A 19,401-nucleotide genomic window follows, 5' to 3' on the forward strand; every position below is an offset into this window, starting at 1 on the left:
CGCACGGGGCTTTTTTTACGTCTTAACGGCTTATTTCACCGGACGCATCGCCGGGAACAGGATCACGTCGCGAATGGTGTGGCTGTTGGTGAACAGCATCACCATACGGTCGATACCAATACCCAGGCCAGCCGTCGGCGGCAGGCCGTGCTCCAGCGCGGTCACGTAGTCTTCGTCGAAGAACATCGCTTCGTCATCGCCTGCCGCTTTCGCGTTAACCTGATCCTGGAAGCGCTGCGCCTGATCTTCTGCATCGTTCAGCTCGCTAAAGCCGTTACCGATTTCGCGGCCCCCGATGAAGAATTCGAAGCGGTCAGTGATTTCCGGGTTCTCGTCATTACGACGCGCCAGCGGAGACACTTCCGCCGGGTATTCGGTGATGAAGGTAGGCTGAATCAGGTGCGCTTCGGCCACTTCTTCGAAGATCTCGGTCACGATACGGCCCAGACCCCAGCTCTTCTCAACCTTAATACCGATGCTTTCAGCGATCGCTTTCGCAGAGTCGAAGTTATCCAGATCCGCCATATTGGTTTCAGGACGGTATTTCTTGATCGCTTCGCGCATGGTCAGTTTTTCGAACGGCTTGCCGAAGTCGAACACCTCTTCACCGTAAGGTACCTGGGTGGTGCCCAGAATGTCCTGCGCCAGGGTGCGGAACAGGGATTCGGTCAGCTCGATCAGATCTTTGTAATCCGCATAGGCCATATAGAGTTCCATCATGGTGAACTCTGGGTTATGACGTACGGAGATACCTTCGTTACGGAAGTTACGGTTGATCTCAAACACGCGGTCAAAACCGCCGACCACCAGACGCTTCAGGTACAGTTCCGGCGCGATACGCAGGTACATGTCCAGGTCCAGGGCGTTGTGATGGGTGATGAACGGACGAGCGGAGGCTCCGCCTGGGATCACCTGCATCATCGGGGTTTCTACTTCCATAAAGTCGCGGTTAACCATGAACTGGCGAATGCCGGCCATGATCTGGGAGCGAATTTTGAAGGTCTTACGGGATTCATCGTTAGAGATGAGATCCAGGTAACGCTGACGATAGCGCGCTTCCTGATCCTGCAAACCGTGGAACTTGTCCGGCAGCGGGCGCAGGGCTTTGGTCAGAAGACGCAGCTCGGTGCAGTGGATAGACAGTTCACCGGTCTTGGTTTTGAACAGTTTACCTTTAGCGCCCAGGATGTCGCCCAGGTCCCACTTCTTGAACTGCTCGTTGTAGATGCCTTCCGGCAGGTCGTCACGAGAGACGTACAGCTGAATGCGGCCGCCAACGTCCTGTAAGGTCACGAAGGACGCTTTACCCATGATACGACGGGTCATCATGCGGCCCGCCACGGACACTTCAACGTTCAGCGCTTCCAGCTCTTCGTTCTCTTTACCGTCGAAGTCTGCGTGCAGTTGGTCTGAGGTGTGGTCACGACGAAAATCGTTCGGGAACGGCACGCCCTGCTCGCGCAGCGCTGCCAGCTTCTCGCGGCGGGTTTTCAGTTCGTTGTTAAGATCGACTACCGCGTCAGCGCCCTGTGCTTGTTGTTCAGACATGTTGGTTCCTCATAACCCTGCTTTCAAACTTGCTTCGATAAATTGGTCCAGGCTGCCGTCCAGCACCGCCTGCGTGTTACGGGTTTCAACCCCGGTGCGCAGGTCTTTGATGCGGGAGTCATCAAGGACGTAAGAACGGATCTGGCTGCCCCAGCCGATATCGGACTTGTTGTCTTCCATCGCCTGCTTCTCAGCATTTTTCTTCTGCATCTCCAGCTCATAAAGCTTCGCTTTCATCTGCTTCATGGCCTGGTCTTTGTTCTTATGCTGGGAACGGTCGTTCTGGCACTGTGTTACCAGCCCGGTTGGAATGTGGGTAATACGCACCGCAGATTCCGTACGGTTAACGTGCTGACCACCCGCGCCGGATGCGCGGTAAACGTCGATACGCAGGTCCGCCGGGTTGATGTCGATATCGATATCTTCATCCACTTCCGGGTAGACAAACGCGGAGCTGAAGGAGGTGTGACGACGGCCGCCGGAATCGAACGGGCTCTTACGCACCAGGCGGTGAACGCCGGTTTCAGTACGTAGCCAGCCGTAGGCGTAATCGCCAATAATCTTGATGGTGACGGATTTAATACCCGCCACTTCACCTTCGGATTCTTCGATAATCTCGGTTTTGAAACCGCGCGCTTCCGCCCAGCGCAGGTACATGCGCATCAGCATGCTCGCCCAGTCCTGTGCTTCGGTACCGCCAGAACCTGCCTGAATATCGAGATAGCAGTCAGCGCTATCGTATTCGCCGGAGAACATGCGACGGAATTCCAGCTGCGCCAGCTTCTCTTCCAGCACGTCGAGCTCTGCCACGGCTTCGTTAAAGGTTTCTTCGTCGTCGGCTTCGACAGCCAGCTCCAGCAGCCCAGAAACATCTTCCAGACCCTGCGCCATTTGATCCAGCGTATCTACGATGGCTTCGAGGGAAGAACGCTCTTTACCCAGCGCCTGCGCGCGCTCAGGTTCGTTCCAGACGTCCGGCTGTTCCAGCTCGGCGTTTACTTCTTCGAGACGCTCTTTCTTGGCATCGTAGTCAAAGATACCCCCTAAGAACGTCAGAGCGCTCCGTGAGGTCCTGAATGCGGTTTTTTACCGGATTAATTTCAAACATGGTCTGTTTTCTTTTATGAGCTTGTCAAAATGCGGTGATAAGAGCGGGATTGTACCGAATCCACGCCCTTTTTTATAGAGATTACTGACGCTAAATTGGCCAGATATTGTCGATGATGAGCTGAAGGGAGCGGTTACCACGGAACTCGTTAATATCCAGCTTATAGGCCAGCTCAACCTCGCGCACGCCGTTGTCCGGCCAGATGGAGGTATCAACGTTAAAGGCGATGCCGTCGAGCAGCGGTCCGCCGCCGACCGGTTCCACCATCACTTTGAGATGGCGTTCGCCCACGATGCGCTGTTGCAACAAACGAAAACGTCCGTCGAAAAGCGGCTCCGGAAACATCTGCCCCCACGGGCCGGCATCGCGCAGCATCTGCGCCACCTCCATGGTCATTTCAGCCGGTGAAAGCTCACCGTCAGAAACCACTTCACCCTGCAACAGAGCCGGATCGATCCACTCGGTGACCAGTTCGCCAAACAGACGCTGGAACTCGTCGAACTTCGCCTCTTCCAGCGACAGGCCTGCCGCCATCGCGTGACCGCCGAACTTAATCATCAGGTTCGGATGCAGCGTATCCAGACGCTCCAGCGCATCGCGCATATGCAGCCCCTGAATGGAACGACCGGAGCCTTTCAGCGTGCCGTCCCCGGCGGGGGCGAACGCGATCACCGGGCGGTGGAAACGCTCTTTAATACGCGACGCCAGAATGCCCACCACGCCCTGGTGCCATTCGGGGTGATACATCGCCAGCCCGCCCGGCAGGGTGTCACCGCTGCGCTCCAGCTTTTCGCACAGGGTCAGTGCTTCGGCCTGCATCCCCTGCTCAATCTCTTTACGGGTCTGGTTGAGTGCGTCCAGCTCACTGGCCAGCACGCGCGCTTCGCCGATGTTGTCACACAGCAGCAGCGCGACGCCAACCGACATATCGTCCAGCCGCCCCGCCGCGTTCAGGCGCGGGCCGAGGGCAAAGCCTAAATCGCTTGCCGCGAGCTTCAGCGGATCGCGGTTGGCAATTTCCAGCAGCGCCTTAATCCCCGGACGGCATTTACCTGCCCGAATGCGGCTTAAGCCCTGCCAGGTGAGAATACGGTTATTGGTATCGAGCGGCACCACGTCCGCAACGGTTCCAAGCGCCACCAGATCGAGATACTCCGCGAGGTTCGGCACGGCAATCCCGCGCGATTCGAACCAGCCCTTATCACGCAGCAACGTGCGTAACGCCAGCATCAGATAAAACGCCACCCCTACTCCGGCCAGCGATTTCGACGGGAAATCGCAGTCGCGCAGGTTCGGGTTAATGATGGCTTCGGCGGCAGGCAGGGTTTCGCCTGGCAGGTGGTGATCGGTGACCAGTACCGGGATCCCCAGCGCATGGGCATGATCGACCCCCGCATGAGAAGAGATCCCGTTATCCACGGTCATGATCATCTGTGCGCCACGGGCATGGGCCTGATCGACCACTTCCGGGCTGAGGCCGTAGCCGTCTTCAAACCGGTTCGGCACCAGGTAAGCCACGTTATCGCAGCCCAGCGCACGCAGGCTGAGCACGCTCAGCGCGGTACTGGTTGCGCCGTCGGCATCGAAATCGCCCACCACGACAATCCGCGTGCCTTCCCGGAACGCGTTGTAGAGCATTTCAGTCGCTTGTTCGATGCCACTCAGCGCTTGCCAGGGCAGCATGCCTTTGACGCTGCGCTCAAGATCGCTTGCCGTACGCACGCCACGGCTGGCGTACAGCCGCTTTAGCAGCAGCGGAAGCGTGTCTGGTAAATCCGCGGTTTCACCCGCATCGCGGCGGCGCAGTTTTATCGGGGCTTTCACGCGAATTATTTACCACCCATCTGTTTCTGGTGCTCGTCGAGGAACGCTTTCATCTCTTTTGGCCCCTGGTAGCCCGGCACCACATAGCCGTTACTCAGCACAATGGCTGGCGTACCGCTCACGCCAAACTGTACGCCCAGCGCGTAATGGTTAGCGATGTCGATATCGCAGGACGCGGGCTTCACGCCTTTGCCGTTCATCGCGTCATCAAAGGCCTTGTTGCGGTCTTTCGCACACCAGATCGCTTTCATATCCTGCTCAGGCTGGCTCTGCACGCCAGCGCGTGGGAAAGCCAGGTAACGCACGGTAATGCCCAGCGCGTTGTAGTCTTTCATCTCTTCATGCAGCTTGTGGCAGTAGCCGCAGGTGATGTCGGTGAAGACGGTAATAACGTGCTTTTCCTGCGCCGCTTTGTAGACAATCATCTCTTTTTCGAGCGCGTTCAGGTTTTTCATCAGCAGCTGGTTGGTGACGTTCACCGGCTGCGCGCCGCTCACGTCGTACATGGGTCCCTGAATGATGTGCTTACCGTCTTCGGTCACGTACAGCACGCCGCTGTTGGTCAGCACCGTTTTCATGCCAGCCACCGGCGCTGGCTGGATCTCGCTGCTGGCGACGCCGAGTTTCGTCAGAGACTGTTTAATGGCGGCATCATCCGCATGGGCAAAACCGGAAACCGAAGCTGCCAGCAGGGTGAACAGCGCTAAAGACTTTTTCATATATGTTCCTGTAACAATTCGTCGGCACTCACGCGCGAGGGTGGTGCTGTTGGTGTAGCTGCCGCAGGCGTTCCGTCGCGACATGGGTGTATATTTGCGTCGTTGAAAGATCGCTGTGTCCAAGCAACATCTGCACCACGCGTAAATCAGCGCCGTGGTTTAACAGATGCGTCGCGAAGGCGTGACGCAAAACGTGCGGCGACAGCTTCTCACTGTCAATACCCGCCAGTGTGGCGTAATGTTTAATGCGATGCCAGAACGTTTGTCGCGTCATCTGCTGCGCGCGCTGGCTCGGGAACAATACATCTATGGAGACGCCGTTCAGCAGCCACGGACGCCCGTGTTCCAGATACGTCTCCAGCCAGTAGACCGCCTCTTCACCCAGCGGCACCAGCCGTTCTTTGTTCCCTTTACCGATAACGCGCACCACGCCCTGACGCAGGCTGATATCGCTCATCGTCAGGCTCACCAGCTCGGAAACGCGCAAGCCCGTGGCGTACAATAGTTCAAGCATGGCTTTATCGCGTAACTCCAGCGGAAGGTCAACTGCGGGCGACTGTAATAATCTCTCAACTTGTGCTTCGCTGAGATCTTTTGGCAGCCGCTGAGGCAGTTTAGGCGATGCCAGCAGTGCGCTGGGGTCATCCGCGCGGATCTTCTCGCGGTACAGGTGCTGGAACAGGCGGCGCATGGCGCTCAGCAGACGCGCGGAGCTGGTGGCTTTGTACCCCCCTTCCATCCGCTCAGCCAGCAACCCTTGCAGGTCATCGCTTTGCGCGCTTTCAAGCGTCAGCCCCCGATGCGCCAGCCACTCGACCAGCAGCGTGAGATCCCGACGATAGGCGCTGAGCGTATTTTCAGCGAGGTTTTTCTCCAGCCACAGCGCGTCGAGAAACTGTTCGATGAGTGCGAGATCCTTTTCCACATCAGCCCCTTTGGTTCTGCAATCTGGCCATTATGCCTGATTGCCATCGGTTTCTGGTACACTACGCGCAAAGTCATAGCAAGAATTGAGATAGTTACGCGATGAATATTGGTCTGTTCTATGGTTCCAGCACCTGCTACACCGAAATGGCGGCGGAGAAAATTCGTGACATCATTGGCCCGGAACTGGTGACGTTGCATAACCTGAAAGATGACGCGGTTGCCTTGATGGAGCAGTACGATGTGCTGATTCTGGGTATCCCTACCTGGGACTTTGGTGAGATTCAGGAAGACTGGGAAGCCATCTGGGATCAGCTCGATTCAGTCAATTTTGAAGGCAAAATCATTGCGATGTACGGCATGGGCGACCAGCTGGGCTACGGGGAGTGGTTCCTCGACGCGCTCGGCATGCTGCATGACAAACTGGCGCCAAAGGGCGCGACGTTTATCGGCTACTGGCCTACGGAAGGCTATGAGTTCACCAGCCCAAAACCCGTCATTGCCGACGGCCTGCTGTTTGTCGGGCTCGCGCTGGATGAAACCAACCAGTACGATCTCAGCGACGAGCGCCTCCAGACCTGGTGCGAACAAATTCTGGGTGAGATGGCCGAGCAGTTTAGCTGATTTATTCCTGCGTCGGCTGTTGCACGATTAGCCGGCGCAGATCCCGCCACTCCGCGGGATCCATACTGTCTGCGGCCAGCCACAGGTGCTGGCGACGGTTGTCCTCGACCCGACGCAGCCGTAGCATCATCCCGGTATTGAGCATCCACGGCGTCCCTATCATTTCCCACTCTTTTCCCTGCCAGCGCAGGCGAGAATCCATCAGCAGCTTAATTTCACCCTGACGGGCGTTGATTCGACGCTGGCTGCGCACGCTATCAAACACTACAAACGACAGCAAAAGCAGCCACAGAGGGGTATAGCTTAGCGGCCACGGCACCAATAACACCATTGCCGCGACCAGACCGTGGAGCAGTAAGGACATCCACTGTGAGCGCCACGAGACGCGAAGATCAGATTGCCACAGGACCACGTTCCTGATTCCGTGTTTGAATTAATTGCACCATCCGTTGCAACTCGGTGTCGGCGGGCTTGCCGTGATTCATCAGCCAGTTGAATAAATCCGGATCGTCAGACTCAAGCAGACGGACAAACAGGCGCTTATCGTCATCGCTTAAGCTGTCGTACTCATACTCGAAGAAAGGCATGATGGAGATATCAAGTTCACGCATGCCGCGACGGCACGCCCAGTGAATACGGGCCTTGTTGTTAATATCCATGTTCTGTTTCCTGCATTACGTTTGGCACAGTCGGTATCCCGTTTGGTATTCATTATTGCTCTCCGGGAACACCTGCTAGTGTAACGTGTTTTTGACCGTTTCTTTACTGGAATATTGCGAACCTCGAGCAGGCTCCCTGAATAATCCTTATAAAGACAGCGGATTACACTATTTTGCGTAGCGCCACGCATAACCGCGTAATGGCACGAATGGCCTGCTGAAAGCGCTTGCATTGAATACAGTCTCTTTTACCATTAGGTATTATCAAAGCGTTAAGCAATTCAGGACATCACTATGGCATTTACACCATTTTCTCCTCGCCAGCCCGCCGCCTCTGCGCGTCTACCGCTGACGCTGATTACTCTTGATGACTGGGCACTGGCGACACTGACCGGTGCGGACAGCGAAAAATACCTGCAAGGCCAGGTCACGGCGGACGTGGCGCAGTTGACTGAGCACCAGCATCTGCTGGCCGCGCATTGCGATCCAAAAGGCAAAATGTGGAGCAACCTGCGTCTGTTCCGCCGTCAGGACGGATTCGCCTTTATTGAGCGCCGCAGCCTGCGTGACGCCCAGCTTAAAGAGCTAAAAAAATACGCGGTCTTTTCTAAAGTCACCATCGCCCCGGACGATGAACACGTTCTGCTGGGGGTCGCGGGTTTCCAGGCGCGTGCAGCGCTGAAAAACCTGTTTGCCGAGCTACCGGATGCTGAAAAACAGGTGGTCAGCGAGGGAGCGACCTCCATTCTGTGGTTCGAGCACCCGACGGAGCGCTTCCTGCTGGTAACCGACGAAGCAACGGCGGAACGCGTCACTGACGCCCTGCGCGGTGAGGCACAGCTCAACAACAGCCAGCAGTGGCTGGCGCTGAACATCGAAGCGGGCCTGCCGGTCATTGACGCGGCAAACAGCGCGCAGTTTATCCCGCAGGCGACAAACATCCAGGCGCTGGGTGGTATCAGCTTTAAGAAGGGCTGCTACACCGGTCAGGAAATGGTGGCGCGTGCGAAATTCCGCGGCGCGAACAAACGCGCCCTGTGGACGCTGGCTGGTCACGCCAGCCGTGTGCCGGAAGCGGGTGAAGATCTTGAAATGAAGATGGGCGAAAACTGGCGCCGTACCGGCACCGTGTTAGCCGCCGTCCAGCTCGATGATGGCCGCCTGCTGGTGCAGGTTGTCATGAATAATGATATGGAGCCCGACAGCGTGTTCCGCGTGCGTGATGATGCAAACACGCTCAGCATTGAGCCGCTGCCGTATTCACTGGAAGATTGATGCTGTATCGCCCGGTGTTGATATTCACCCTCTCCCTGTGGGAGAGGGTCGGGGTGAGGGCATCAGACCGCACCTTACAAAAAAACTACACCTGCCCAACATACAGATAAATTGCCAGGAAGTGGCACACGCTGCCGCCCAGCACAAAGCCGTGCCAGATGGCATGGTTGTACGGAATACGCTTGCAGACGTAGAAAATCACGCCCAGCGAGTAGACCACACCGCCCACCGCCAGAAGCGTCACGCCCCCCACCGCCAGCTTAATGGCTAACTGATACACCACAATCAGCGACAGCCAGCCCATTGTCAGATAGGTAACCAGCGACAACACTTTAAACCGGTGCGCAATGGTCAGCTTAAACAGGATCCCCAGCAGCGCCAGGCTCCAGATCACAATCATCAGGCCACGCGACAGCGGTGAGTTGAGCCCCACCAGCAAAAACGGCGTATAGGTACCCGCAATAAGAAGATAGATAGCGCAGTGGTCAAATTTCTTGAGCCATATCTTCGCCCGTTGATGCGGAATCGAGTGATACAGCGTTGAGGCAAGGAAAAGCAGGATCATACTCCCGCCATACAGGCTGTAGCTGGTAATGGCCATCGCGCTGGCGTTGGTATCCACTGCCTGTACCAGCAATAACACTAAGCCGACAATCCCAAAAACCAGGCCAATGCCATGGCTTATACTGTTGGCTACTTCCTCAGCCAGCGAATATCCCTGTGCGATTAATGGTCTGCTCACCATACTTAACTCCGGGAAAACAAAAGATGATTATTCATCGCCAGTCTATGCTAACTGAGAATGATTCCAGTGAACACCTGTTAGCTAAAATAAATCCATAATCAAGATTTATTCTTATAAATCAGTACAATGCAAAAGCAATCCACCGCACAGCTGTAAATGATTTTATTAACACCTGAGTAATCAAGGAGATAAATCCGTCTCCCGCCCTTCGTCATCATGGTATGCTTCAGGAATAGTGTCCGACAGCGAGTTTAGCCATTGTGAGTATGTTCAGCCATTCCGCCATTGCCAGCCTCAACAATCTGGAAATGATGGTCTACAACTATGTCATTAAGAACCGCGATAAAGTGATGTACATGACCATCCGCGAGCTGGCGGATGCGGCTGGGGTCTCCACTACCACTATCCTGCGCTTCTGCCGCAAGCTCAACTGCGATGGTTACTCGGAATTTCGGGTGCGCTTTAAACTCTATCTGGAGCAGAACGAGCCGCAGCAGGCGAATTTTGGTGCCAGTGAAATTATCAGCTTCTTTAAAAGCGTAAATAACGAAGAGTTTGATGCGCTATTAGATAAAGCCGTCGATATTATTTTATCATCTGAACGAATTATTTTTGTCGGTGCGGGCACCTCCGGATCGCTGGCAAAATATGGCGCACGTTTCTTTTCAAATATCGGCAAATTCAGTAACCATATCGACGATCCTTATTTCCCGGTCACTAACGACATGGCTAAAAATGCGCTGGCCATTGTACTCTCCGTCTCCGGCGAAACCGAGGAGATCCTGCGCTTCGCCAGCCAGTTCAGCCTGCACCACTGCAAGGTGCTCTCCGTCACCAGCCATGAACATTCTCGTCTCGCAAAGCTGGCGGACTTTAACCTCTCCTGGCATGTCCCGCAAACGCGTATTGGCGGCGTTTACGATATCACCACGCAAATTCCCGTCATCTATATTCTGGAATCATTAGGCCGAAAACTGGCGAAGAAATTAACAGAATAAAACATCCTGTTTTTTTGATGTGACAAATTACAATTTTCACAAATTGTTATATCGTGACATTTAATTCCGCTTTGCTAGACTCGAAATCAATAAGTCCTGAATTGAGAATAGCAAAGATGAAAAAACTCACCTTACCGAAAGATTTTTTATGGGGCGGCGCGGTGGCGGCGCACCAGGTTGAAGGCGGCTGGAACAAAGGCGGCAAAGGGCCAAGCATCTGCGACGTGCTCACCGGCGGCGCACACGGCGTTCCGCGTGAAATCACGCAGGAAGTGATTGAAGGCAAATATTACCCGAACCACGAAGCCGTCGACTTCTATGGCCATTACAAAGAAGACATTAAGCTGTTTGCCGAGATGGGCTTCAAATGTTTCCGTACCTCCATCGCCTGGACGCGCATCTTCCCGAAAGGCGACGAAACTCAGCCAAACGAAGAGGGGCTGAAGTTTTACGACGACATGTTCGATGAACTGCTGAAGTACAACATCGAGCCGGTGATCACCCTCTCCCACTTTGAAATGCCGCTGCATCTCGTTCAGGAATATGGCGGATGGACCAACCGTAAAGTGGTCGATTTCTTTGTGCGCTTCTCGGAAGTGGTATTTGAGCGCTACAAAAATAAGGTCAAATACTGGATGACCTTCAACGAAATCAACAACCAGCGCAACTGGCGTGCGCCGCTGTTCGGCTACTGCTGCTCTGGCGTGGTCTATACCGAGCACGACAACCCGGAAGAGACCATGTACCAGGTGCTGCACCACCAGTTCGTGGCCAGCGCGCTGGCGGTGAAAGCCGCACGCCGCATTAACCCGGAGATGAAAGTCGGCTGCATGCTGGCGATGGTGGCGCTCTATCCTTACTCCTGCAAGCCAGAGGACGTCATGTTTGCTCAGGAATCCATGCGCGAGCGCTACGTCTTTACCGACGTGCAGCTGCGCGGCTATTACCCGTCTTACGTGCTGAACGAGTGGGAGCGCCGTGGGTTCTCCATCAGGATGGAAGCGGGCGACGAGCAGATCCTGCGTGAGGGCACCTGCGACTACTTAGGTTTCAGCTACTACATGACCAACGCGGTCAAAGCGGAAGGCGGCACCGGTGACGCCATTTCCGGCTTCGAGGGCAGCGTGCCGAACCCACACGTCAAGGCGTCCGACTGGGGCTGGCAGATTGATCCGGTAGGCCTGCGCTATTCGCTTTGTGAACTGTACGAACGTTATCAGAAGCCGCTGTTTATCGTCGAAAATGGTTTTGGCGCCTACGACAAAGTGGAAGAGGACGGCAGCATCAACGATGACTACCGCATCGACTACCTGCGCGCCCACGTGGAAGAGATGATGAAGGCCGTGACCTGGGACGGCGTGGATCTGATGGGCTATACCCCGTGGGGCTGCATTGACTGCGTCTCCTTCACCACCGGCCAGTACAGCAAGCGCTACGGCTTTATCTACGTCAACAAGCACGACGACGGTACCGGTGACATGTCCCGCTCCCGTAAGAAGAGCTTTGAGTGGTATAAAACCGTCATTGCCAGCAACGGCGAAACGCTGTAATGGCTCGCCCTCTCTGCAAGCGGAGAGGGCAAACCGCTTATCTTCCAGACACTTCTTTACAGCTTTTGCGTTGCCAAAATATGTTCGCCCGATAATATAGGCGTCCTGAATATTTGAGGCGAACATGATCAAGCGACAACGCAACGCTATCCTGCTTGTAGCCCTGGCCTGCCTGGTGGTGCTGATATGCACCGCCCAGCGGATGGCCGGGATGCACGCGCTTGTCATGAACGTCACCGCCACGAGCCAGTCTGTCCAGCAGGGGCAGGAGAGTACCGACGCACCGGTAACCCCGTGTGAGCTTAGCGCCAAGTCGCTGATGTCGGTCCCGCCTGTTTTGTTTGAAGGCGCCCTGATTGCCGTCACCCTGCTGCTGGCGTTGCTGGCAGCCAGCCCGCCGCGCCGCGAACGGCAGTGGCCTCCCCGCGTTATCTCCCCGCCCCGGTTAAGGGTGCATCTGCGATTATGCGTCTTCCGTGAATGAGTCTTCGCCTGTTACTTCAGGTTAATTCATCATTTACGGAGATAATTTATGTTTACTGTATTCAGGCGACTGCTGGTCTGCCTGCTTTGGCTATGGCTGCCCCTCAGCCAGGCTGCCGACAGCGGCTGGCTGCGCGCCGCCGATAATCAGCACGCCAGCGTCAGGCTGCGTGCGCAACCCGAAAGCACTGGCGAAACCCGCCTGCTGCTGGACGTCGCCCTGCAAAAAGGCTGGAAAACCTACTGGCGCTCGCCGGGCGAAGGGGGCGTCGCACCCGCGATTAAATGGCATCAGCCCGTCGAGGCGAAATGGCGCTGGCCTGTGCCGCAGCGTTTCGACGTCGCGGGTATCACCACGCAGGGCTATCACGGCGATGTCAGCTTTCCCATCACCCTGCGGGGCGACGTCCCGAAGATCCTGAGCGGCGTGCTTACGCTCTCCACCTGTAGCAACGTCTGTATTCTTACCGACTACCCGTTTTCACTGAACATGACCGCATCCGCAGGCGCCGGTTTTGATTACGATTTCAGTCGGGCCATGGGCACCCTTCCGCTCAGCGGCGGGTTGACCTCAACGCTTAACGCCACCTATGCCCCCGGCAAGCTGACCGTAACGGCGCAGCGTGACGCAGGCTGGCAGGCGCCGTCCCTGTTTATCGACGGTATGGATGATGTTGATTTCGGCAAACCGGCCCTCACCGTGCGCGGTGATTCGCTGGTCGCCACCGTGCCCGTGACGGACAGCTGGGGCGAGGCCGCGCCCAACCTCAGCGGCAAAACCCTGTCGCTGGTTCTGGCCGATAGCGGGCAGGCGCAGGAGTCCAGCCTGAGCATTCAGCCGGGGAACGCCGCGCCGACGCTCTCGTTAGGCTGGGTGCTGCTGATGGCGCTGGCGGGCGGTCTGATCCTTAACGTCATGCCCTGCGTACTGCCCGTGCTGGCCATGAAGCTGGGCACGCTGATGCAAACCGAACGGCAGGCGCGGGGTCAGGTACGCCGACAGTTTCTTGCGTCGGTAGCCGGGATCGTGATCTCGTTCCTCGCGCTGGCGCTGATGATGACGGTTTTACGCTTAGGCAATCAGGCACTCGGCTGGGGGATCCAGTTCCAGAACCCGTGGTTTATTGGTGCGATGGCGATGGTGATGGTGCTTTTCAGCGCCAGCCTGCTGGGGTTGTTTGAAATCCGTCTCCCTTCCGTCGCCAGCACCTTCCTCGCCACGCGCGGCGGTAACGGGCTTGCGGGTCATTTCTGGCAAGGCGCGTTTGCCACGCTGCTTGCAACGCCCTGCACCGCGCCGTTCCTGGGTACGGCGGTCTCGGTCGCGCTGGCGGCGCCGCTTCCCCTGCTGTGGGGGATCTTCCTGGCGATGGGTATCGGCATGAGCCTGCCGTGGCTGCTGGTGGCGGTCTGGCCGGGGCTGGCCCAGCGCTTGCCGCGTCCGGGACGCTGGATGAACGTCGTACGCGTAGTGCTGGGGATGATGATGCTCGGCTCATCGCTGTGGCTGCTGAGCCTGCTGACGGTGCACATTGGCAGCCTGCCCGTCATCACGCTGGGCGTGCTCCTGATCCTTACGCTGCTGCTGGTCACCGCCTGGCGCTACCGCTGGCAAACGGCACTGCGCGCCGGGGTATTAGCTGTAGTGGTGGCCGGAGCAGTCGCGTTTGTATCCGGCTCCGGCGGCGAGGGTTCCCGCCGCGATCGTATCCACTGGCAACCGCTCAGCGAGCAGGCCATTGCCCGCGCGCTGGCGGAGAACAAACGGGTGTTCGTCGACGTGACCGCCGACTGGTGCGTGACCTGTAAAGCCAATAAATACAACGTGCTGCTGCGCGACGACGTGCAGGATGCGCTCTCCGCCCCGGACGTTGTCGCCCTGCGCGGCGACTGGAGCCGCCCCTCAGATACCATCAGCCAGTTCTTAACCACGCGCGGCAGCGCCGCCGTGCCGTTTAACCAGATCTACGGACCGGGATTACCGCAGGGCCACGTGCTGCCTGCGTTGTTAAGCCGCGAAGCGGTGCTGAGCACCCTGTCCGATGCAAAAGGAAAATAACATGAGAGCCTTAATAGCCTTACTTCTGCTGTCGTTATCAACGTTCGGTTTCGCCGCACCGTCAGATGACGCTTCCAGCGACCAGCTGGCAAAACTGTTGTTTAACGACCCCAACAGCCCGCGAACCGGCGCGGCATCGCCGAAGCTGACCATCGTCTCCTTCACGGACTACAACTGCCCGTATTGCAAGCAGTTCGACCCAATGCTGGAGAAAATCGTGCAGGAAAATCCCGACGTGCAGCTCATCGTCAAACTACTGCCGTTTAAGGGACAAAGCTCGGTAAATGCCGCGAAAGCGGCGCTCTCGACGTGGCAGCAGGCGCCGGATAAATTCTGGGCGCTGCACCAGCGGTTGATGATGAAAAAGGGCTATCACGATGACGCCAGCATCGCCGCCGCAAAGGTCAAGACCGGAACGGACAGCATTAAAACGGATGATAAAACCATGGACAGCCTAAAGATGAACCTCATCCTGGCGCAGGTGCTGAATATTCAGGGTACCCCGGCGACCATTATCGGCGACCAGATGGTGGCGGGCGCCATTCCGTATGACGACCTGGAGGGGCTGGTCAAAGAACAGCTGGCAAACGCCCGTGGCAAGTAAGCTTCCGCGCCTGCTGCGCGAGCTGGGCGTGTGGCTGCTGATTGGCGTAGCCGTGAGCCTGGCGGTGGACTATTTCCGCCAGCCCGCGCTGCCGCAGAATTTCTCCGCGACGGCACTGCACACCCTCGACGGTCAGCCCGTCGATCTTATCGCCATGAGTAAGGAGCGACCGCTGCTGGTCTACGTCTGGGCGACATGGTGCGGCGTTTGCCGCTACACCACGCCGTCGGTGGCGGCGCTTGCCGCGGACGGGGGTAACGTGATGTCGGTTGCGCTGCGCTCGGGCGATAACGCGACGCTCGAAACATGGATGAGGAAGAAGAAGGCGATGATGCCCACGGTCAACGACGCCAGCGGAGAACTGGCGCGTGAGTGGGACGTTAAGGTGACGCCAACGCTGGTGGTGATCTCTCACGGTGAGGTGAAGTCGATCACCACCGGCTGGACCAGCGGCTGGGGAATGCGCCTGCGGCTGTGGCTGGCGTCGTAGCGTTACTTCCCGCCAGCCAGCTCCAGGAAGCTACCAGTAACATAGGAGGCTTTGTCGCTCAGCAGCCAGGCAATGGCCTGGGCGACCTCCTCCGGCTGACCGCCACGCTGCATCGGTAACATCGACTTCACCCGATCCACACGCCCCGGCTCGCCGCCGGAGGCGTGAATATCGGTATAAATCAGGCCTGGCCGCACGCAGTTAACGCGAATGCCATGTGCCGCCACCTCCAGCGCGAGGCCGGTAGTCAGGGAATCCACCGCCCCTTTGGAGGCGGCATAATCCACATATTCCCCCGGCGCGCCCAGCCGTGATGCCGCCGAGGAGACATTCACAATCGCGCCGCCCTTGCCGCCGTGTTTATGCGACATGCGCTTCACCGCTTCACGGCAGCAGAGAAAATAGCCGGTGACGTTGGTAGCCAGCACGCGGTTAATACGTTCAGCGGAGAGGTTTTCAATGGTGGACTGTTCAAACAAAATTCCGGCGTTGTTCACCAGTGCGGCGAGCGGCTCACCTTCGCGATCGAGGCTGGCGAACATCGCCATCACCTGCGCCTCATCGCTGATGTCCGCGCGCACGGCAAAGGCTTTACCGCCCGCGTCCACGATCTGATTAATGACCTCTGTCGCGGCTTTGATGTTGTGATGAAAATTCACCGCAACGGTGTAGCCTTCGCTTGCCAGCTGTAGCGCGGTGGCTTTACCAATACCCCGGCTGGCGCCGGTGACCAGTGCAATTGCCATTCTTTTCTCCCAATAAAAAAGCCGGGTAGCGGCTTCGCTTTACCCGGCCTACGTTACTACAGGAACAACGTTACTGGTATTCGCTCATCGGTACGCAGGAGCAGAACAGGTTACGGTCGCCGTAAACATCATCAAGACGTTTCACGGTTGGCCAGTATTTGTTTGCCACACCTGCCGGGAAGACAGCCAGCTCGCGGGTATAACCGTGGTTCCACTCTGCCACCAGTTCGTTCTGGGTATGCGGCGCGTTAACCAGCGGGTTATCTTCCAGCGTCCACTCCCCGCCTTTCACGCGGTCGATTTCGCTGCGGATCGCCAGCATGGCGTCGATAAAGCGATCCAGCTCCACCTTGCTTTCAGACTCGGTCGGCTCAACCATCAGCGTTCCCGCAACCGGGAAGGACATGGTTGGCGCGTGGAAGCCGTAGTCGATCAGGCGCTTGGCAATATCCAGCTCGCTGATGCCCGTCTCTTCTTTCAGAGGACGAATATCGAGGATGCATTCGTGCGCCACGCGACCGTCGCGGCCGGTATAGAGCACCGGATAGGCGTCCTTCAGACGCGTTGCGATGTAGTTGGCGTTAAGGATCGCTACCTGGCTGGCCTGCTTCAGCCCTTCCGCGCCCATCATGCGGATGTACATCCAGCTGATTGGCAGGATAGAGGCGCTGCCGAACGGTGCCGCGGAGACCGCGCCCTGACGGGTCAGCATGCCTTCAATCTGCACCACGCTGTGGCCTGGGACAAACGGCGCCAGGTGCGCCTTCACGCCGATAGGACCCATGCCCGGGCCGCCACCGCCGTGCGGAATGCAGAACGTTTTATGCAGGTTCAGGTGCGACACGTCCGCGCCAATAAAGCCCGGAGAGGTGATGCCCACCTGGGCGTTCATGTTTGCGCCGTCGAGGTAAACCTGGCCGCCGAACTGATGCACCACTTCACACACTTCACGGATGGTCTCTTCGTACACGCCGTGGGTGGATGGGTAGGTCACCATGATGCAGGAGAGTTTGTCGCCCGCCTGCTCGGCTTTGGCGCGCAGGTCGGCCAGATCGATGTTGCCGTTTTTGTCGCACGCCACAACCACCACTTCCATTCCTGCCATCTGGGCAGAAGCCGGGTTGGTACCGTGGGCGGAGCTTGGGATCAGGCAGATATCGCGATGGCCTTCGTTGCGGCTTTCGTGATAGTGACGGATTGCCAGCAGGCCTGCATATTCACCCTGCGCGCCGGAGTTCGGCTGCATGCAGAGCGCGTCATAACCGGTCAGCTTCACCAGCCAGTCGGAGAGCTGGTTGATCATCATGTGATAACCTTCCGCCTGCTCAGCCGGGCAGAACGGGTGCAGCTCAGAGAATTCAGGCCAGGTAATTGGGATCATCTCAGCCGCGGCGTTCAGCTTCATGGTGCAGGAGCCCAGCGGGATCATCGCCTGGTTCAGCGCCAGATCTTTACGTTCCAGAGAGTGCATGTAACGCATCATCTCGGTTTCGCTGTGATAGCGGTTGAACACCGGGTGAGTCAGGATCGCGTCGTCGCGCAGCATGCTTTCCTGAATGGAGCGGCTGTCGAGCGCAACCTCTTTGTCGAGCGTATCAACATCCAGACCGTGTGCGTCACCCAGCAATACGTTGAACAGGGTCAGGATATCGTCACGGGTGGTGCTTTCGTCCAGCGTAATGCCGACTGCATTGTGAATGTCGCTGCGCAGGTTGATTTGCGCTGCCTCGGCGCGCGCCAGCACGGCCGCTTTGTCTGCCACCTCGACGCACAGGGTGTCGAAATAGTGTTCATGACGCAGTCTGAGACCTTTCTGTTGCAGACCGCAGGCCAGGATATCGGCCAGACGGTGGATGCGGCTGGCAATGCGCTTCAGGCCAGCCGGACCGTGGAACACCGCGTACAGGCTGGCAATGTTAGCCAGCAGTACCTGCGAGGTACAGATGTTGGAGTTCGCTTTCTCGCGGCGGATATGCTGCTCGCGGGTCTGCATCGCCATGCGCAGCGCGGTGTTACCGGCGGCATCTTTCGATACGCCGATAATACGGCCTGGCATGGAGCGTTTAAATTCATCTTTCGCGCCAAAGAACGCCGCGTGCGGGCCGCCGTAGCCCATCGGCACGCCGAAACGCTGGGCTGAGCCGAAAACAATATCCGCGCCCTGTTTACCTGGCGCCGTCAGCAGCACCAGCGCCATAAAATCAGCGGCGACGCTAACAATAATCTTACGGGATTTCAGCTCGGCGATCAGTGCGCCGTAGTCGTGTACTTCCCCGGTGGTGCCCACCTGCTGCAACAGCACGCCGAAGACGTCCTGGTGATCCAGCACTTTTTCAGCGTCGTCGACAATCACCTCAAAGCCGAAGGTTTCCGCACGGGTGCGCACCACGTCCAGCGTCTGGGGATGCACGTCCGCCGCGACGAAGAAACGGTTGGCGTTTTTCAGTTTGCTCACGCGCTTCGCCATCGCCATCGCTTCGGCGGCGGCGGTGGCTTCATCCAGCAGCGAGGCAGAGGCGATATCCATACCGGTCAGATCCAGCGTCACCTGCTGGAAGTTCAGCAGCGCTTCCAGACGGCCCTGGGAGACTTCTGGCTGATACGGGGTATAAGCGGTGTACCAGCCCGGGTTTTCCAGCATGTTACGCAGGATCACCGGCGGTAACTGCACGTTGGTGTAGCCCATGCCAATGTAAGACTTATAGCGCTTGTTAAGGCCGGCGATGGCCTTAAGCTCCGCCAGCGCGGCGAACTCCGTCGTGGACTCGCCTACCTGCGGCGGCGTGGCAAGCTGGATGTCCTTTGGCACGATCTGGCCGATCAGTGCGTTTAATGAATCCGCGCCAACTGTCTTCAGCATCTCCTGCCTTTGCTGAGCATCCGGCCCAATGTGACGTTCAATGAAGGCGCCACGGTTTTCAAGCTGGCTTAAAGTCTGTGTCATGAGCGATGGTTCCTGAAACGTGCAGTGAATGTGTTTTCTCCCTCTCCCTAAGGGAGAGGGCTGGGGTGAGGGTATCGTCTGGGGGGCGCCACCCACCCCAC

General features: G+C 57.4%; 18 protein-coding genes. 8 read left to right on the top strand and 10 right to left on the bottom strand.

The window, feature by feature from the left end:
* Positions 1-30: 30 nt before the first annotated feature.
* The 5 genes from lysS to xerD form a co-directional block, all read right to left on the bottom strand.
* Positions 31-1,548: a lysine--tRNA ligase gene (gene lysS, locus ACOTX1_RS06790; RefSeq protein ID WP_003863452.1), complete on the bottom strand. Its 1,518-nt coding sequence runs from the start codon at positions 1,546-1,548 to the stop codon at positions 31-33.
* A 9-nt stretch (positions 1,549-1,557) separates the two neighbouring features.
* Positions 1,558-2,656 (bottom strand): peptide chain release factor 2 gene (prfB, locus tag ACOTX1_RS06795; RefSeq protein ID WP_096147815.1). Its coding sequence is split into 2 segments (ribosomal slippage): positions 1,558-2,580 and positions 2,582-2,656, totalling 1,098 coding nucleotides; the frame shifts between segments, so codons are not numbered across the junction.
* 90 nt (positions 2,657-2,746) lie between these two features.
* Positions 2,747-4,480: a single-stranded-DNA-specific exonuclease RecJ gene (recJ, locus tag ACOTX1_RS06800; protein WP_023314793.1), complete on the bottom strand. Its 1,734-nt coding sequence runs from the start codon at positions 4,478-4,480 to the stop codon at positions 2,747-2,749.
* A gap of 5 nt (positions 4,481-4,485) precedes the next feature.
* A complete protein-coding gene (dsbC, locus tag ACOTX1_RS06805; protein WP_003863443.1) occupies positions 4,486-5,199 on the bottom strand; it encodes a bifunctional protein-disulfide isomerase/oxidoreductase DsbC in 714 nt (237 codons plus the stop codon).
* A gap of 28 nt (positions 5,200-5,227) precedes the next feature.
* Complete coding sequence (xerD, locus tag ACOTX1_RS06810) at positions 5,228-6,124, bottom strand: site-specific tyrosine recombinase XerD (RefSeq protein ID WP_023314794.1); 897 nt, start codon at positions 6,122-6,124, stop codon at positions 5,228-5,230.
* A gap of 101 nt (positions 6,125-6,225) precedes the next feature.
* On the opposite strand from xerD, the gene fldB reads away from it, so the two are divergent.
* Positions 6,226-6,747: a flavodoxin FldB gene (fldB, locus tag ACOTX1_RS06815; RefSeq protein WP_023314795.1), complete on the top strand. Its 522-nt coding sequence runs from the start codon at positions 6,226-6,228 to the stop codon at positions 6,745-6,747.
* Between the two features lies 1 nt (position 6,748).
* Here fldB and ACOTX1_RS06820 read toward each other — a convergent pair whose 3' ends face one another.
* A complete protein-coding gene (locus tag ACOTX1_RS06820) occupies positions 6,749-7,159 on the bottom strand; it encodes a protein YgfX (RefSeq protein WP_022649305.1) in 411 nt (136 codons plus the stop codon).
* The gene (gene sdhE / locus ACOTX1_RS06825) at positions 7,140-7,406 is read right to left on the bottom strand and encodes an FAD assembly factor SdhE (protein WP_003863437.1); all 267 of its coding nucleotides are present in this window, start codon (positions 7,404-7,406) and stop codon (positions 7,140-7,142) included. The genes ACOTX1_RS06820 and sdhE overlap by 20 nt, the downstream gene beginning before the upstream one ends.
* A gap of 294 nt (positions 7,407-7,700) precedes the next feature.
* Between sdhE and ygfZ the strand changes: the two genes are divergently transcribed.
* Complete coding sequence (gene ygfZ / locus ACOTX1_RS06830) at positions 7,701-8,681, top strand: tRNA-modifying protein YgfZ (protein WP_023314796.1); 981 nt, start codon at positions 7,701-7,703, stop codon at positions 8,679-8,681.
* An 85-nt stretch (positions 8,682-8,766) separates the two neighbouring features.
* Here the strand turns inward: ygfZ and trhA are convergent, their stop codons facing one another.
* Entirely contained in the window at positions 8,767-9,426 is a 660-nt protein-coding gene (gene trhA / locus ACOTX1_RS06835) for a PAQR family membrane homeostasis protein TrhA (RefSeq protein WP_023314797.1), read from the bottom strand.
* 266 nt (positions 9,427-9,692) lie between these two features.
* Here trhA and ACOTX1_RS06840 point away from each other — a divergent pair, with 266 nt between their 5' ends.
* The 6 genes from ACOTX1_RS06840 (at position 9,693) to ACOTX1_RS06865 (ending at position 15,610) form a co-directional block, all read left to right on the top strand.
* Positions 9,693-10,424, top strand: a complete 732-nt coding sequence (locus tag ACOTX1_RS06840) for a MurR/RpiR family transcriptional regulator (RefSeq protein WP_023314798.1) — start codon at positions 9,693-9,695, stop codon at positions 10,422-10,424.
* A gap of 116 nt (positions 10,425-10,540) precedes the next feature.
* Positions 10,541-11,974 carry a 6-phospho-beta-glucosidase BglA gene (bglA, locus tag ACOTX1_RS06845; RefSeq protein ID WP_003863430.1) on the top strand — a complete coding sequence of 478 codons (1,434 nt, stop codon included), beginning with the start codon at positions 10,541-10,543 and terminating at the stop codon, positions 11,972-11,974.
* A 124-nt stretch (positions 11,975-12,098) separates the two neighbouring features.
* Positions 12,099-12,458, top strand: coding sequence for a hypothetical protein (locus ACOTX1_RS06850; RefSeq protein WP_003863427.1), 360 nt, complete (start codon positions 12,099-12,101; stop codon positions 12,456-12,458).
* Between the two features lie 48 nt (positions 12,459-12,506).
* Complete coding sequence (locus tag ACOTX1_RS06855) at positions 12,507-14,516, top strand: protein-disulfide reductase DsbD family protein (RefSeq protein ID WP_023314799.1); 2,010 nt, start codon at positions 12,507-12,509, stop codon at positions 14,514-14,516.
* 1 nt (position 14,517) lies between these two features.
* Entirely contained in the window at positions 14,518-15,120 is a 603-nt protein-coding gene (locus tag ACOTX1_RS06860) for a DsbA family protein (protein WP_023314800.1), read from the top strand.
* Complete coding sequence (locus tag ACOTX1_RS06865; RefSeq protein WP_032634255.1) at positions 15,110-15,610, top strand: protein disulfide oxidoreductase; 501 nt, start codon at positions 15,110-15,112, stop codon at positions 15,608-15,610. The genes ACOTX1_RS06860 and ACOTX1_RS06865 overlap by 11 nt, the downstream gene beginning before the upstream one ends.
* Before the next feature lie 2 nt (positions 15,611-15,612).
* Here the strand turns inward: ACOTX1_RS06865 and ACOTX1_RS06870 are convergent, their stop codons facing one another.
* Together ACOTX1_RS06870 and gcvP are read right to left on the bottom strand one after the other, a co-directional pair.
* On the bottom strand, positions 15,613-16,356 hold the full coding sequence (locus tag ACOTX1_RS06870; RefSeq protein ID WP_023314801.1) for an SDR family oxidoreductase: 744 nt from the start codon (positions 16,354-16,356) through the stop codon (positions 15,613-15,615).
* 70 nt (positions 16,357-16,426) lie between these two features.
* Positions 16,427-19,300 (bottom strand): aminomethyl-transferring glycine dehydrogenase, encoded by a 2,874-nt coding sequence (gcvP, locus tag ACOTX1_RS06875; RefSeq protein ID WP_032667305.1) that lies wholly within the window; start codon positions 19,298-19,300, stop codon positions 16,427-16,429.
* Positions 19,301-19,401: the final 101 nt, after the last annotated feature.

It is taken from the genome of Enterobacter cloacae complex sp. IR5401, from assembly GCF_049238425.1.
In the GTDB taxonomy this organism is placed as follows: Bacteria; Pseudomonadota; Gammaproteobacteria; order Enterobacterales; family Enterobacteriaceae; genus Enterobacter; species Enterobacter hormaechei_C.

What these genes read in the sequence shown, in the direction of transcription:
- lysS (WP_003863452.1), bottom strand. Translation starts at nt 1,548, where the DNA reads ATGTCTGAACAACAAGCACAGGGCGCTGACGCGGTAGTCGATCTTAAC.
- dsbC (WP_003863443.1), bottom strand. Translation starts at nt 5,199, where the DNA reads ATGAAAAAGTCTTTAGCGCTGTTCACCCTGCTGGCAGCTTCGGTTTCC.
- fldB (WP_023314795.1), top strand. Translation starts at nt 6,226, where the DNA reads ATGAATATTGGTCTGTTCTATGGTTCCAGCACCTGCTACACCGAAATG.
- sdhE (WP_003863437.1), bottom strand. Translation starts at nt 7,406, where the DNA reads ATGGATATTAACAACAAGGCCCGTATTCACTGGGCGTGCCGTCGCGGC.
- ygfZ (WP_023314796.1), top strand. Translation starts at nt 7,701, where the DNA reads ATGGCATTTACACCATTTTCTCCTCGCCAGCCCGCCGCCTCTGCGCGT.
- trhA (WP_023314797.1), bottom strand. Translation starts at nt 9,426, where the DNA reads ATGGTGAGCAGACCATTAATCGCACAGGGATATTCGCTGGCTGAGGAA.
- ACOTX1_RS06840 (WP_023314798.1), top strand. Translation starts at nt 9,693, where the DNA reads ATGTTCAGCCATTCCGCCATTGCCAGCCTCAACAATCTGGAAATGATG.
- bglA (WP_003863430.1), top strand. Translation starts at nt 10,541, where the DNA reads ATGAAAAAACTCACCTTACCGAAAGATTTTTTATGGGGCGGCGCGGTG.
- ACOTX1_RS06850 (WP_003863427.1), top strand. Translation starts at nt 12,099, where the DNA reads ATGATCAAGCGACAACGCAACGCTATCCTGCTTGTAGCCCTGGCCTGC.
- ACOTX1_RS06855 (WP_023314799.1), top strand. Translation starts at nt 12,507, where the DNA reads ATGTTTACTGTATTCAGGCGACTGCTGGTCTGCCTGCTTTGGCTATGG.
- ACOTX1_RS06860 (WP_023314800.1), top strand. Translation starts at nt 14,518, where the DNA reads ATGAGAGCCTTAATAGCCTTACTTCTGCTGTCGTTATCAACGTTCGGT.
- ACOTX1_RS06870 (WP_023314801.1), bottom strand. Translation starts at nt 16,356, where the DNA reads ATGGCAATTGCACTGGTCACCGGCGCCAGCCGGGGTATTGGTAAAGCC.
- gcvP (WP_032667305.1), bottom strand. Translation starts at nt 19,300, where the DNA reads ATGACACAGACTTTAAGCCAGCTTGAAAACCGTGGCGCCTTCATTGAA.